The organism is Streptodolium elevatio (assembly GCF_040649515.1).
Lineage (GTDB): Bacteria > Actinomycetota > Actinomycetes > Streptomycetales > Streptomycetaceae > Yinghuangia > Yinghuangia elevatio.
Genome location: NZ_JBEZFP010000004.1, coordinates 59412 through 74345, shown reverse-complemented (window position 1 = coordinate 74345; position 14934 = coordinate 59412). Strand labels below are relative to the sequence as shown.

The following is a 14934-nucleotide window of genomic DNA, read 5'->3' as shown; positions in this document are numbered from 1 at the left end:
CCGGTGCGGTGTGCGGGCTGTGGCCGTGCGCTTGCGCACCGCACCGGCGGATCTCGCTACTCGCGGCCCGGGCCGACGTACGTGTGCGTCATGACCGCGTACCGGTCGCCCGACACCTGGGCGCCGATCGGTTCGAGCGCGGCCAGTTCGGCGTCGTCGAGGACGATGCCGACGGCGGCCGCGTTCTCGGCGAGGCGGGCGCGCTTGGTGGTTCCGGGGATCGGGACGACCGGCATCGCCCACACGTCGCCGCGCATCTGGATCCAGGCGAGCGCGACCTGCGCCGGGGTGACGCCGCGCGCCTGCGCGATGTCCTTGAGCGGGCGCAGGAGTTCGGCGTTGTTCTTGGCGTTGTCCCCGGTGAAGCGCGGCTGCGCGCGGCGTGTGTCGCCGTCGGGCAGGTCCTCGAAGGACGTCCACAGCGCGCTCAGGAACCCGCGGCCGAGCGGCGAGTAGGGCACGACGGCCGCGCCGACCTCACGCGCCGCCGGCACCACCGAGTCCTCGATGTCCCGGGCGAACAGCGACCATTCGGCCTGCACGGCGGCGATCGGGTGCACCGCCGCCGCGGCGCGGATCTCCTTGGCGGTCACCTCGGAGAGCCCGAGGTGGCGTACCTTGCCGGCGGCGACCAGCTCGGCCATCGCGCCGACCGTCTCCTCGATCGGCACGGCGGTGTCGCGGCGGTGCATGTAGTACAGGTCGATGGTGTCCACGCCGAGGCGCGCAAGGCTGGCGTCGCAGGCGGACCTGACGTACGCGGCGTCCCCGCGGATGTCGCGTCCGCCCGGCGCCGCGTGGCGGTCGATGCCGAACTTCGTGGCGAGCAGTACCTCGTCGCGCCGGCCGCCGCGGAAGAACTCGCCGAGCAGCTCCTCGTTGGCGCCGGTGCCGTACATGTCGGAGGTGTCGAAGTGGGTGACGCCCAGGTCCAGCGCGTACGCGAGGGTCGCCGACGACTCGGCGCGGTCGGGCGCGGCGCCGACGTAGAAGTCGCTCATGCCCATGCAGCCCAGGCCCTGGAGCGAGCTGATCGGACCGTTGGTGCCGAGGGCGGTGGTGCCGAGGGCGGTGGTGCCGGTGGTGCCGGTGGTGCCGGTGGTGCGGGTGGTGCGGGTGGTGCGGGTGGTGCGAGTCATGGGGTCTCCGCCTTCCCGGTAGTCGCGGCGGGTTCCTCCGCGACGACGGCGCCGTAGTACTCGATCTTGTAGTCGAGGACGAGCAGGCAGGAGGTCAGGTCGGTGATGCGGGCGCGGACCTCCTCGCGGTGGTCCACCAGGATCTGGTGGCGCTCGGCGAGGGTGTGGTCGCCCTCACGGGCGAGTTCGGCGTACCGGATCATGTCGGCGACGGGCATGCCGGTCGCGCGCAGTTTGCCGACGAAGTCCAGGAAGCCGAGATCGCGTTCGCTGTACCGGCGCTTTCCCGCCTGCCCTCCCCCGCTCCGGGAGGTCTCGCGGCCGACGTGCGGCATGAGGCCGATGCGCTCGTACCAGCGCAGCGTGTGCGCGCTCAGGCCGGTCCGGGCCGCGACCTCGCTGATCGTGTACCGGCCGACCTCGGTCTCGTCGAGGACGTGGTGGTCGGTCACCTCGTGGACGGCGGTCGACTGGGCCGGCGACATGGCATGCCTCCTGGAGCTGGGGTACGGCCGCCCTCGTGCGACGGCCGCGACGACGACGCTACGGACTTCGAGTGCACTCTAAGCAAGACCCGGTGGCGCTCACCCGGTCGACTCCAGCTGCCGGAACTCGATCCCCGCCCGGCGCAGCCGCCCGATCAGCGCATCGCCCATCGCGACCGCGGTCGTGACCTGCCCGGACGTCTTGGGGACCTGGTCGAAGGCCAGGCAAAGAGCCGCCTCCGCGAGCATCTTGGCGGTCTCGTCGTAACCCGGGTCGCCGCCTCGCACCTCGGTGACGACCCGCTCGCCACCGCCGTCCGCGACGAAGCGCACGCTGAACCAGGCCTTCGCGCGGCGGGCCGGGGCGGGGCCGTCGCCGGGGGCGAGGCGGGTCTGCAGCGCGCGGCGTACGGGCGCCACCTGGGCGAGCAGCACCAGCGACCCCACGCCGACGGCACCGGCTACGGCGGTCGGAAGGCGGCGTACCGACGCATAGTGCGTGTACGAGAAGTCCGGCCCGTACGACTCCAGCGCCCGCGCGGACCGGGCCACGATCTGCGGGTCGATCGTCGGCAGCGGCACCAGCCAGCCGCCGGTCTCCCGGTCGCGCCGCGGCTTGCCCTCCACCGCGCGCGCCCGGCGCCCGTGCGGGCCCTTGTCCACCCGGCGGCGCGCGTGCGCCGCGTCGCGCGTCGAGCGCAGCCGCGAGAAGGCGGTGAGCGCCGAAGCGAACGTCCCGCCGGAGACCGCGCCCCCGGCCCGTACGCGCCCCTCCACCCGCACCGGCACCCCGCGCGGCAGCAGCCCGACCGTGAACAGCACGCCCAAATCGTGCGGCACCGAATCAAACCCGCACGCGTGCACGAGCCGAGCCCCGGTCCGCACCGCGGTCTCGTGGTGCGCGACGAACATCCGGTCGACGAACTCCGGCTCACCCGTGAGGTCGAGGTAGTCCGTCCCGGCCTCCGCACACGCCGCGACCACCGGCTCGCCGTACTCGATGTACGGCCCGACCGTCGTCGCCAGCACCCGCGTGCTCCCGGCCAGCGCCCGCAGCGACGCCGGATCCCCGACGTCCGCCGTCAGCAGCTCCAACTCCGCACACGCCGGATTGATCTCCACCAGCCGATCGCGCACCGCCCGCAACTTCTCCGGACTCCGCCCCGCGATGGCCCACCGACACGCGGCCGGCACATGCCGCGCCAAATACTCCGCCGTCAACCCCCCGGTGAACCCGGTGGCCCCCAACAACACCACGTCGAACGCCCGGTCCAGCGACGGCAACCCCGCCACCCCACCACCAGAACTCCCAGACCCCATCCCACTCCTTCCCTCAGCGCCCCCTAAACGCAACACCCCACCCCAACGTTCCCCAACCACAGCCTATTGACCCAAGGTCAACAATCCTTGCGGCGGATCAGCCGCTGACGATGCGCGAAGACTGGAACACGCTTGTGGGCATTGGGACGGCCAACTCCCAGGTGACACTCATCGGCCGCGCACCGGCATGCTCGATGTAGCGAGCAGGCCCGAGCAGCATGTACGGAGCACCAGCACCGGCCGCCGTACTCTTCGCTTCCCGGATGAACAGCAACACCCGCGTACCCAGTTGCTCGTGCGTGATGTATCGGCGCCCTGTCTCCGTTTCTGGTGACGTACTGTTCTGCGATTCCCAGTGAAAGAGCTTGGGGCTGATTGCATAGTCTTTATAGAGAGTTTGCGGGGAAAAGTCCTTTTCATCCTTTTTGCTAGTGATCAGTAGCGCGTCTGCGGCTACGGCGTCAGACCACGCAACGCCAGCTACCCACTTCCCTGGCATCCGTTCCATGGATGACCACTTGAGAGCGGTCAGGAGCTCTTCGCGCGTGTAGTACGCGTGCATCGCGAGCGGCAGATCCTGGAGGGAGCCACTCATCGCGATGGGTACATGCGCCGCCTGGGCAAGGCCAAACTGGAGAACATCCCGAAGCTCCGCGCGGAAGGTCCGGCACGGCCGCAAGGTTTCCAGACCTTCCTCGTACGCTGCAAACGTTGCGCCGCCGTTTGGCCAGATGTTGTAGAACAGCATCTGGGCGTAGAGCTGTTGCTCTTCCGTGAGTTGCGCGTACGGCGGAACGTCGTCGCTCAGCAGGTACGTGTAGGCGTCCACGCGGCGTCGGTCATCAACGTGCAGGAATGCGCGGATGCGCTCCAAGAGCTTCGCTTCGCCGTCAACAAGGGAAGGCTCGACAAGGCCGGCTCGGCGCAGGAGGTCCGTCCAGCTCCGCTTCGACACATACAGTTCGCTGATCTCGCGCTGGCTCTCCCGGAGAAACTTCGCGAAGCTCAGCTCCCCATAGGACTTCACCTCCAACGCCAACTTGCTCACGGTCAAGCCAAGTTGGCTTTGCAGGTTCTCGATGACGATATGCTTGGCGACCCGATCGAGAATGATCTCGCACCCTGTCGGCAGGTGCGGGAAGTCGTTCTCGACATGCGTCTGCAGCAAATGACGCCGCACGCCTGTCAGCGCACGGAAGCGTGACTCAAAGCGGAACTCCTTGCGCTGCTGTCCAATGAAGTCGAGAACCGTAAGAACGGCCTTGTCCGGCGAACGACGCAGCCCCCGACCCAGTTGCTGGAGAAACACGGTGGCACTCGATGTAGGCCGGAGTAGCAGCAAGGTGTCTACGTGCGGAATATCGAGGCCCTCATTGAAAAGATCCACACTGAAAATGACCTGGAGCTTGCCCGCCCGCAAGTCTGCGAGAGCTTGCGCACGCTGCTCCTTCGATGAACCACCGGACAATGCCATCGCGTTGAGCCCTGCCGCATTGAACTCTCGCGCCATGTACTCAGCGTGTGCCACCGTTACGCAGAACCCAAGCGCCCGCATGCCGTCGGGGTTCGCGACCTTGTCCTCAATAGCCTTTAGGACATACAAAACTCGTTCCTTGTTGCCTACATATAGTTCGCTGAGTGCATCCTGGTCGTAGCTGCCGCCCTTCCATCGGATTGCGGTCAGGTCGGTGTTGTCGGACACGCCGAAGTAATGGAAGGGGCACAGAAGATCCGCCTCAAGAGCATCCCACAGGCGCAACTCAGAGGCGATGCGGCCGTCAAAATATTCATCGTGGACATCCTTACCGTCCATACGCTCTGGGGTGGCGGTCAGGCCTAGAAGTTCCAGGCCATGAAAGTGGTCAATTACCCGGCGATACGTGGGCGCCGTCGCGTGGTGAAATTCATCAATGACCACGACATCAAACTGGTCAGGCTGCAGAGATTCTAGCGTTTTCGGAGTCAACGACTGCACGCTCGCAAAAACGTGCCTCCACTGATCAGGTCGCTTCCCATCAACGAGCATTTCACCGAACGTCGCGTCGCCCAACACCTCGCGATACGCTCGCATCGACTGAGCCAGGATCTCTTTACGATGTGCCACGAAAAGCAGGGAGAGATCGCGCCCGTGCTGTGCCCGCAGTTGCTTGTAGTCCAATGCGGCAATGACCGTTTTCCCGGTACCCGTGGCAGCAACGAGCAAGTTGCGATGGTTATCGTGCACCTCGCGTTCCACGTCCAGGTCTTCCAGCATCTCCTTCTGATGCGGATAGGGACGCACCTCAAGCCCGGACAACGCCAAAGAGAAACCGGCGTCCCCGAAATCCGACCGCCCGGCAGCGTGCAGCGCGTCGTCAAGCCGCTGGGCATCGGCTGCAGGGTCGTACATTTCAAAAGCGGAGTCATTCCAGTAGGAATCGAAAGCCGCTTCAAACTTGTGCAAGACCTCCGGGGTGGCGACGCTCGATAGCCGCACGTTCCACTCAAGCCCGTCCAGCAGAGCCGACTTGGAGAGGTTCGAGCTTCCGACGTACGCGGTGTCGAACCCCGACTTTCGCCGGAACAGCCACGCTTTCGCGTGCAGCCTCGTGGACTTGGTCTCGTAGTTGACCTTGACCTCGGCTCCGAACTCCTTGACCAGCCGGTCAAGAGCTCGTCGCTCAGTGGCACCGATGTACGTGGTGGTGATGACGCGGATCGGCACGCCACGTTCATGCACCGAGCGCAGCGACTGCTCCAACACGCGGAGCCCGTGCCACTTGACGAAGGCACACAGCAGATCGACGCGGTCTGCACTCTCCAGTTCGGCGCGCAACTCGTAGCCCAGGCTGGGGTCATCGGGCGAGTTTGTGAACAGGGCTGTCTCGGACAGCGGCGTCGCAGGCCGTATCCGGTAGACGCCCGGGGCTTCTTGCTCAGCAATGCTAATGAGCTGCCGAGGACCCTCGACGATCTTCGCCGGCGTGCTTCCCACACGGTCCAAGTCGCGGATGACGTCCAGGATCCGGTTGGCCGCGGGAACTCTCGCCTCAGGAGAGAGGCTGCCGAGAGCCCGGATGAGAGCGTGCGCAAGATGTCTGCTCAGCACCTGACTTGATGCGTCGTCACCCACCCGCTGATCGACAACGATGCCGCCTGCGTCGCGCAAGGCGCCGAGCGCGGCTTCCAGTTCGTCGGTCATGAGCAGTTCGTACACACCCGCCGCGGGTGCCTTATCGGTGCCTGAAGCATCGACCACGCTGGTCCCCATCCCCTGAGCCCGGCCAACCGCACTTGAGTGCGTCCGGCAATTGCGTTGGACGTACTCAACCACCAACTGGCATGTCCACGCGGCTGGGGCCCGCGTCAGGGGAGGGTGGTGTGCATTTCCCAGAGGAGGAGTTCTGTGGGGGTGGTGGCGGTCAGGTGGGGGGTGTCGGGGGTGGTGAGGCGGACGGCGTCGCCTTCGGCGAGGGGGCCGGCGCCTTCGAGGGTGGCGGAGCCCTGGGCGATGAAGAGGTGGAGGTAGGGGGCGGTGGGGAGGGTGACGGTGTCGCCGGGGGCGAGGCGGGCGGCGTGGAGGGTGGCGTCCTTCTGGTGGATGCGGATCGCCGAGTCGTGGGCGGGGTTGCCGGAGGCGACGGGGACGAGGGCGCCGGGGGTGAGGTCGGCGGAGACGTCGCGCTGTTCGTAGCCGGGGGTGATGCCGGTCTCGTCGGGGAGGACCCACATCTGGACGAAGCGCACGGGCTCGGGGGTGGCGGAGGCGCGCACGTCGTTCTTCTCGGAGTGCAGGATGCCGCTGCCCGCGCTCATGCGTTGGGCGAGGCCCGGGTGGATGACGCCGTTGTGGCCCTCGGAGTCCTGGTGCACGAGCGAGCCGGAGAGCACCCAGGTGACGATCTCCATGTCGCGGTGCGGGTGGGTGTCGAAGCCGGTGCCCGGGGCGACGATGTCGTCGTTGCTGACGAGGAGGAGGCCGTGGTGCGTGTTGGCCGGGTCGTAGTGGCGGCTGAAGGAGAAGCTGTGCCGGGAGTCGAGCCAGCCCGCCTCGGTGTGGAAGCGGTCGGCGGCGCGGCGTACGTCGTACGTGGTCATCGGGCGTTCCTCGGATCGGCACGGGGCGGGGGTACTCCTCCCCGCAACGGTACGGCGCACGGTCGGTTGGTATCGTCCTGAATCCGGCGGAACCGTTCTGCCGAGACGCTGTGCGCAGCGAAGTCCGGTGTGATCCCGGCGCTGTCCCGCAACTGAGATGCTCCCGCGCCCGTGCGGTCCGGGGGATGAGCCAGGTCGCCTCGCCTGCGTCGACGACATCTGCCCTCGTAGGAAGGGCGAGCCGTCCACGGGTCCTGCGTCCCCTTCCCCGTGGTGCACGCGGGAGAAATCCATGAAGCTCACCACGCTGCTGCGGCCTGCCGCGGCGGTCGTCCTGGGCGCGCTGGTCCTGACCGGCTGCGGCGACGACGACAAGGACAAGAAGGACGACCAGGGCTCCGCTCCGTCCGGTTCGCAGTCGGCTCCCGCGACCGCCGGGCAGGTGCCGGCCGACGCGCCCAAGAAGATCGTCTCGCTGGCTCCGACCGCGACCGAGATGCTGTACGCGATAGGCGCCGGCAAGCAGGTCGTCGCCGTGGACGGCCTGTCGAACTTCCCGGCCGACGCCCCCAAGACCGACCTGTCGGCCTTCAAGCCGAACGCCGAGGCGGTCACCAAGTACACCCCCGACCTGGTGGTCATCTCCGACGACATCGACGGCATCAAGCAGAAGCTGGAAGCCGTCAAGATCAAGGTCGTCGAGGTGCCGGCCGCGAAGACGTTCGCGGAGATGTACACCCAGTTCAACACGCTCGGCACGGCCACCGGCCACACCGCCGAGGCGGCCGCGCTCGCGGAGAAGATGAAGAAGGACATCGACGACGTCGTCGCGAAGGCCAAGAAGCCGGCCAAGCCGCTGACCTACTTCCACGAGCTCGACAGCACGGGCTACAGCTCGACCTCGAAGACGTTCATCGGCGAGGTCTATGCGCTGTTCGGCCTGCAGAACATCGCGGACGCGGCCGACAAGGACGGCTCGGGCTACCCGCAGGTCTCCAGCGAGCACATCGTGCAGTCCAACCCGGACCTGATCTTCCTGGCCGACACCAAGTGCTGCCAGCAGGATCTTGCCTCGGTCTCGAAGCGTCCGGGCTGGGACAAGATCAAGGCGGTGCAGACCGGCAACGTGGTCGCGCTGGACGACGACATCGCGTCGCGCTGGGGTCCGCGCGTCGTCGACCTGGTCAAGACCGTCGGTGCGGCAGTCGAGAAGGCCGGCACGAACGCGTGATCCGCGGCCTCGCGATCCGGCGCCGCGCGGCGGGAGAGGGCCACGCGTACGTCGCGTACGCGGTCGGCTCCCTCGCGCTGCTCGGCGCCGTCGTCGCGGGCCTGCTCGTCGGCGCCGCGGACCTGCCGGTGCGCGGCGTACTGCTGGCCCTGGTCGACGAGTTGCCCTTCGTCGACGTCGACCACGGGCTCAGCCCCGTGCAGCACTCGGTGCTGATGGAGATCCGCATGCCGCGCGTGCTCGGCGCGGTCGTGGTCGGGTCGCTGCTGGCCGTGGCGGGCGCGGGCTACCAGGGCGTGTTCCGCAACCCGATGGCCGATCCGTACCTGCTCGGTGCGGCGGCCGGGGCGGGCGTCGGCGCGACGGTGGTGATCGCCTACTCGGACGTCGAGTCGGTGGCCGGGATCGGGGTGATCCCGCTCGCGGCGTTCGTCGGGGCGATCGGCGGCGTGCTGATGGCGTACGCCCTCGGCTCGACCGCCGGGCGCGCCGACGGCACCGTCACCCTGGTCCTCGCGGGCGTGGCCGTGTCGGCGTTCCTGTCGTCGGTGCAGACCTTCGTCATGCAGGCGAAGGTCGACGAACTGCGCCGCATCTACTCGTGGATCCTCGGCAGCCTGGCCACGATCGGCTGGAAGGAACTCGGGCTCGTGCTGCCGTACGCGGCGACGAGCACCGTCGTCCTGCTGCTGCACGGCCGCCTTCTGGACGTCATGACGGTCGGCGACGAAGAGGCCGCGGTGCTGGGCGTCAACGCCGGCCGGGTGCGCTTCGTGGTGCTCTTCGCGGCCTCGCTCGCGACCGCGACCGCGGTGGCGATCAGCGGCCTGATCGGATTCCTCGGCATCGTGATCCCCCATGTGGTGCGCCGTCTGGTGGGCGGCAGCTACCGGCGCATCCTGCCGCTGTCCGTGCTGGTCGGCGGCGCGTTCCTGGTGGTCGCCGACATCGTCGCGCGAACCGCGACGGCACCCGGGGAGCTGCCGATCGGCGTCGTGACGGCGTTCATCGGCGCGCCGTTCTTCGTGGTGGTGCTGCGCGCGACCCGCAGGATCGACCTGTGACCGGGGTCGACGTCGCGGCGCTCGACGTGACGCGCGAGCGGCGGCGCATCCTGCACGGCATCGACGCGCACGTGGGCACCGGCGGCTGGCTCGCGGTGATCGGGCCCAACGGCGCGGGGAAGTCGACGCTGCTCAAGGCCGTCGCGGGCCTGCTGCCGTACTCCGGCGACGTGCGCGTGGACGGAGTGCGGCTGCGCGACCTGCCGCCGCGCGAACTCGCCCGCACCATCGCCTACACGCCGCAGAACCCCGTCGTGCCCCCGCAGATGTCGGTACGCGAGTACGTGCTGCTCGGCCGCACCCCGCACCTCGGCTACCTCGCGGTGCCCGGACGCCGCGACCGGGCGGTCGCCGATGGCGTCATCGAACGCCTGGACCTCGCCGACTTCGCCCACCGCGAAGTGGGCCGCCTGTCCGGCGGCGAACGCCAACGCGTGGTGCTGGCAAGGGCGTTGACGCAGCAGACACCGGTCCTGCTGCTCGACGAGCCGACCACCGCCCTCGACCTCGGCCACCAGCAGCAGGTCCTCGAACTGGTCGACCTGCTGCGCCGCGACGACGGCCTCACGGTCATCACGACGCTGCACGACCTGGGCCTCGCCGCGCAGTACGCCGAACGCATGCTTCTGCTCGTCGAAGGCCGCGCGGCCGCCGCGGGCACGGCGGCCGAGGTGCTGACGCCGGACAGCATCGCCGAGCACTACCAGGCGCACGTCGAGGTGGTGGCGGGGCGGGACGGCCGGCCGCAGGTGCACCTCGTGCGTCCCCGTGACAATGCCCGTGGCGGCCAGGCACGGCCGGCGGCCGACGTGGGAGGGAAGGCGGGACCATGACCGGGGTGTGCGAGGAGGGCGCGGAGCCGTCCGATCCGACCGAACGCGACCAGGGCGCTCACGACCTGATCGATCCCGAGGCCACCAACGCCGCGATCACCGGCCCCGAACTCACCGGCCCCGAACTCGCCGGCCCTGAACTCGCCGACCCCGAACTCGTCCGCCACGACGGCTGGCCCGCGCTGCTCTGGCGCGCCGGACCCGGGTGGCGGATGGTGTCGAGCGCGATCCTCGGCGGCGGTCTCGGCCCGCGCGCGTGGGTGCTGAACATGCAGGTGCCGCCCGGGTATTCGCGTATGGACCCGGTCGACCACCTCACCGAGACCGCGGCCGCGGAAGGCCTCTCCGGGGCCGACGGCGCGGGCGTCGGGCTGATGACCGCCGCGGACGTGGCCGCGTTCACGACCGGCGAGGACCACGGCGTACGCGCGTGGGTGACGACCGGCATCGGCATCCCCGCCTGGGCCGCCGCCCCCGAACCAGCTTCTCTGCCAAGCCCGTTGGCGAGGGGCGAGGACGGCGACAGGAGCCCCGCGTACCCTCCCCCGGGCACCATCAACACGATCGTCGCGATCCCCGCGCCGCTCACCGACGCGGCGCTGGTCAACGCCGTGGCGACGGCCACCGAGGCCAAGGTCCAGGCGCTCGTGGAGACGGGGTACGCCTGCACCGGCACACCCTCCGACGCCGTCTGCGTCGCCGCGCTCACGCCCCAGCCCGGCGACTCCCCCGAACTGTTCGGCGGCCCCCGCTCGGTCTGGGGCTCCCGGCTCGCCCGCGCGGTCCACGCGGCGGTCGTGCAGGGCGCCCGCGACGACCGCGTCCGGCGCGACGGTGTGCGCCCCCGCCTCCCGAAGGGGTCATCATGGTCCCCGTGACCTCCCGATCTTCCGGCTCCGACGCCACCAAGCGCGCCGCGACCGTACGCCGCCTGGAGAAGTCCGCCGGCACCCTCGCCGGCGCGGCCGCCGCGCGGATGGACGAGACGCTGCCGTGGTACCGGAACATGCCGGCCGACAACCGCTCGTGGATCGGCCTGGTCGCGCAGGCCGGCATCGCCGCGTTCACCGAGTGGTTCCGGCACCCGGAGGCGCCGTACGCGGTCAGCGCCGACGTCTTCGGCACCGCGCCGCGCGAGCTGACCCGGGCGATCACGCTGCCCCAGACCGTCGAACTGGTGCGCGTCACCATCGAGGTCGTCGAGGCGCAGATCGACGAGCTGGCCGCGCCCGGGTACCAGCAGGTGCTGCGCGAGGCGCTGCTGCTGTACTCCCGCGAGATCGCGTTCGCCACCGCGCAGGTCTACGCGCACGCCGCGGAGGCGCGCGGCGCGTGGGACGCCCGGCTGGAGGCGCTGGTCGTGCACTCCCTGCTGCGCGGCGAGGCCGACGAGGGCATCCTGTCGCGGGCCGCGGCACTGGGCTGGGGCTCGCCGGAGTCCGTGATGGTGGTGGTCGGCAACGCGCCGGACGCCGACACCCAGGCGGTCGTGGACAGCATCCACCGCGCGTCCCGGCACGCCCGGCTGAACGTCCTCACCGGCGTGCAGGGCGACCGGCTCGTGGTCATCCTCGGGGGCGCCGACGACCCGCTGCGGGCGACGCGTACGCTGATCGGGCAGTTCGGCCCCGGTCCGGTCGTGGTGGGCCCGACCGTCCCGGACCTGCTGGCCGCTGTACGGTCGGCACAGTCCGCGACCGCCGGGCACCGGGCGTGCGCCGCGTGGCCGGACGCCCCGCGCCCGGTCCTCGCCGACGACCTGCTCCCCGAGCGGGCGCTCGCCGGGGACGAGGAGGCGCGGCGGCAGCTGGTGGAGGAGATCTACATACCGCTGCACGGCGCGGGGTCCGCGTTGCTGGAGACACTGTCGGTGTACCTGGAGCAGGCGTCGTCGCTCGAAGGTGCCGCGCGGATGCTTTTCGTGCACCCCAATACCGTTCGTTACCGGCTGCGACGCGTCATGGACGTGACCGGCCTGGTACCGACGGAAGCCCGTTCCGCTTTCACGCTGCAGGTCTCGCTGATCCTCGGGCGCCTGGCCGCAGCCGAGGGCGTTTTGTAGGGATCCCACAAAACCGTCTTCTGATCTTCGTCGGCGACAATACGGGGTCTCGACCCCCTGATAGCGAGAGGGTTGATACGTGCTCGTACTCGTCGCGCCCGGACAGGGTGCCCAGACTCCCGGTTTCCTCACGCCCTGGCTCGACCTGCCCGGGGTCGCCGACCGCCTCACGTGGTGGTCCGCGGTCACCGGCCTCGACCTCATCCACTACGGAACCAAGGCCGACGCCGAGGCGATCCGCGACACGGCGGTGGCCCAGCCGCTGCTGGTCGCGTCCGGTCTGGTGGCGGCACTCGCGCTGTTCCCGCACCCCTCCGACGCGTACCGCGTGGTCGGCGGCGCGGCCGGGCACAGCGTCGGCGAGCTGACCGCAGCGGCCGGCACCGGCGTGATCACCGCCGAGTCGGCGATGGTCCTGGTGCGCGAGCGCGGCAAGGCGATGGCGGCCGCGGCGGCGGTGACCGAGACGGGCATGTCGGCCGTCCTCGGCGGGGACGCCGAGCAGGTGGTCGCCAAGATCGCCGAGCACGGCCTGACCCCGGCCAACATGAACGGGGCCGGCCAGATCGTCGCGGCCGGCACCCTGCCGCAGCTCGCGGCGTTCGCCGCCGACCCGCCCGAGAAGGCGCGGGTACGCCCGCTCGCGGTCGCCGGCGCGTTCCACACGCACCACATGGCCCCGGCCGTCGACCGGCTCGCCGAGCTGGTGCCCGGCGTCACCGTGCGGGACCCGCGCACGCCGTACATCTCGAACACCGACGGGACCGTGCTGCACGACGGGCGCGAGATCGTGAAGCGCCTGGTCAGCCAGGTGTCGAACCCGGTGCGCTGGGACCTGTGCATGGAGACCATGCGCGACCTCGGGGTCACCGCGATCATCGAGGTGCCCCCGGCCGGCACCCTCACCGGGCTCGCCAAGCGCGCGCTGCCCGGCGTCGAGACGCTGGCCCTCAAGACCCCGGACGACCTCGACGCGGCCCGCGTCCTCGTGGAGAAGCACGGGACGCCGAGCCAGATCGACGCGTCGCCCACCTGGCGCCTGGTCGTGGCGCCGTTCAAGGGCACCGTGCACCGCGGCGAGGTCCGCCCCGGCGACGACCTGGCGCCGGGCGCCGAGGTCGGCGTCGTACGCTCGCACCGCGACGAGCAGGCCGTCACCGTCCCGCACGGCGGCACGGTGGTGGAATGGCTCGTCGAGGACGGGGACCCGGTCGCCCCGGGGATGCCGCTGCTGCGCATCCACCCGCAGGGATCGGTGTGACTCGCGTGACCGTTCGCGCAGGAACCAGCATCGTCGACCGGGAGGCCGCAGCGTGACCGCATCCATCCGTCCCGCCGTCGGAGCACCGCACGCCCGCATCCTGGGTGTCGGCGGCTACCGTCCGGTGCGGGTCGTGCCCAACTCCGAACTGATCGAGCGCATCGACTCGTCCGACGAGTGGATCCAGTCGCGCTCCGGGATCAAGACGCGCCGCTGGGCCAACCCCGAGGAGACCGTCGCCGAGATGTCGATCGCGGCGGCCGGCAAGGCCCTCGCGCACGCCGGTGTCTCCGCGGAGCAGGTCGGTTGCGTCATCGTCTCGACGGTCACCCACCTCAAGCAGACCCCCGCGATCGCGACCGAGATCGCGTACCGGCTCGGCGCCGGCGGCGGTCGCGCGGCGGCCTTCGACGTGTCGGCCGCGTGCGCGGGCTTCTGCTACGGGCTCACCCTCGCGAACGACATGGTGCGCGGTGGCAGCGCCGAATACGTGCTGGTCATCGGCGTCGAGCGGCTGTCCGACCTGACCAACCCCGACGACCGCTCGACGGCGTTCATCTTCGGCGACGGCGCGGGCGCCGTCGTGGTGGGCCCGTCCGACGTGCCGGGCATCGGCCCGGTGGTCTGGGGCTCGGACGGCGCCAACAAGGACACCATCACGCAGACCGAGTCGTGGGAGGAGCTGCGGAACAACTCCGAGGCCCCCTTCCCGACGCTGCGCATGGAGGGCCAGACGGTCTTCCGCTGGGCCGTGTGGGAGATGGCGAAGGTGTGCAAGGAGGCCCTGGACGCGGCCGGCGTCGAGGCCGCCGAGCTCGACGCGTTCATCCCGCACCAGGCCAACATGCGCATCACCGACGCGATGATCAAGGCCCTCAAGCTGCCCGCCGAGGTGCCCGTCGCACGCGACATCGCGGAGACCGGCAACACCTCCGCGGCGTCCATCCCGCTGGCCATGGAGCGCATGCTCGAAACCGGTGAGGCGCCCAGCGGCGGCACCGCGCTCGTCATGGGCTTCGGGGCCGGTCTCGTCTACGCGGGCCAGGTCATTACGCTTCCCTAGTCCCGCGCAGACCCGCGGTCTTCCCCAGGACCTTCCCGGCTTCCGGGGTTCCCGGGGCATCCAGGACTTCTGCACATCGGCCGGCACACCGCACGGCCGAGGACAACCACCACAGGCAACACCGACGCATTCAAGGAGCACCATGGCAACGCAGGAGGAGATCCTCGCGGGTCTCGCCGAGATCGTGAACGAGATCGCGGGCACGGACGTCGAGGACGTCCAGCTCGACAAGTCGTTCACCGAGGACCTGGACATCGACTCGCTGTCGATGGTCGAGGTCGTCGTCGCCGCCGAGGAGAAGTTCGACGTCAAGATCCCGGACGACGACGTCAAGGGCCTGCGCACCGTCGGCGACGCCGTCAACTACATCCTCAAGGCCGCCTGAGACCCGACCGAGGC

General features: G+C 69.8%; 12 protein-coding genes and 1 pseudogene. 8 read left to right on the top strand and 5 right to left on the bottom strand.

The window, feature by feature from the left end; translation table 11 throughout:
* Nucleotides 1-56: 56 nt before the first annotated feature.
* From AB0C36_RS02720 to AB0C36_RS02700, 5 genes are all read right to left on the bottom strand, one after another.
* The gene (locus AB0C36_RS02720) at nt 57-1139 is read right to left on the bottom strand and encodes an aldo/keto reductase (RefSeq protein WP_358348152.1); all 1083 of its coding nucleotides are present in this window, start codon (nt 1137-1139) and stop codon (nt 57-59) included.
* Nucleotides 1136-1624 carry a MerR family transcriptional regulator gene (locus AB0C36_RS02715; RefSeq protein ID WP_358348149.1) on the bottom strand — a complete coding sequence of 163 codons (489 nt, stop codon included), beginning with the start codon at nt 1622-1624 and terminating at the stop codon, nt 1136-1138. The genes AB0C36_RS02720 and AB0C36_RS02715 overlap by 4 nt, the downstream gene beginning before the upstream one ends.
* Before the next feature lie 99 nt (nt 1625-1723).
* Complete coding sequence (locus AB0C36_RS02710) at nt 1724-2917, bottom strand: saccharopine dehydrogenase family protein (RefSeq protein WP_358348146.1); 1194 nt, start codon at nt 2915-2917, stop codon at nt 1724-1726.
* A gap of 124 nt (nt 2918-3041) precedes the next feature.
* Nucleotides 3042-6194 carry a DEAD/DEAH box helicase gene (locus AB0C36_RS02705; protein ID WP_435838965.1) on the bottom strand — a complete coding sequence of 1051 codons (3153 nt, stop codon included), beginning with the start codon at nt 6192-6194 and terminating at the stop codon, nt 3042-3044.
* Nucleotides 6195-6289: 95 nt separating this feature from the next.
* Complete coding sequence (locus AB0C36_RS02700; protein WP_358348140.1) at nt 6290-7021, bottom strand: pirin family protein; 732 nt, start codon at nt 7019-7021, stop codon at nt 6290-6292.
* Between the two features lie 292 nt (nt 7022-7313).
* On the opposite strand from AB0C36_RS02700, the gene AB0C36_RS02695 reads away from it, so the two are divergent.
* From AB0C36_RS02695 to AB0C36_RS02660, 8 genes and pseudogenes are all read left to right on the top strand, one after another.
* Nucleotides 7314-8252, top strand: a complete 939-nt coding sequence (locus AB0C36_RS02695) for an ABC transporter substrate-binding protein (protein ID WP_358348138.1) — start codon at nt 7314-7316, stop codon at nt 8250-8252.
* Nucleotides 8249-9316, top strand: coding sequence for a FecCD family ABC transporter permease (locus AB0C36_RS02690; protein WP_358348135.1), 1068 nt, complete (start codon nt 8249-8251; stop codon nt 9314-9316). Before AB0C36_RS02695 ends, AB0C36_RS02690 begins: the two co-directional genes overlap by 4 nt.
* Nucleotides 9313-10149: an ABC transporter ATP-binding protein gene (locus tag AB0C36_RS02685; RefSeq protein ID WP_358348133.1), complete on the top strand. Its 837-nt coding sequence runs from the start codon at nt 9313-9315 to the stop codon at nt 10147-10149. Before AB0C36_RS02690 ends, AB0C36_RS02685 begins: the two co-directional genes overlap by 4 nt.
* Nucleotides 10146-11027, top strand: a complete 882-nt coding sequence (locus AB0C36_RS02680; protein ID WP_358348130.1) for an adenosylcobinamide amidohydrolase — start codon at nt 10146-10148, stop codon at nt 11025-11027. The genes AB0C36_RS02685 and AB0C36_RS02680 overlap by 4 nt, the downstream gene beginning before the upstream one ends.
* Nucleotides 11015-12211, top strand: a complete 1197-nt coding sequence (locus AB0C36_RS02675) for a PucR family transcriptional regulator (protein WP_435838964.1) — start codon at nt 11015-11017, stop codon at nt 12209-12211. The genes AB0C36_RS02680 and AB0C36_RS02675 overlap by 13 nt, the downstream gene beginning before the upstream one ends.
* Nucleotides 12212-12290: 79 nt before the next feature.
* Nucleotides 12291-13217 (top strand): annotated as a pseudogene (locus tag AB0C36_RS02670) (ACP S-malonyltransferase); the annotation flags it as partial.
* 307 nt (nt 13218-13524) lie between these two features.
* Nucleotides 13525-14535, top strand: coding sequence for a beta-ketoacyl-ACP synthase III (locus AB0C36_RS02665; RefSeq protein ID WP_358348125.1), 1011 nt, complete (start codon nt 13525-13527; stop codon nt 14533-14535).
* Nucleotides 14536-14677: 142 nt separating this feature from the next.
* Nucleotides 14678-14920, top strand: a complete 243-nt coding sequence (locus AB0C36_RS02660) for an acyl carrier protein (protein WP_358348122.1) — start codon at nt 14678-14680, stop codon at nt 14918-14920.
* Nucleotides 14921-14934 lie beyond the last annotated feature (14 nt).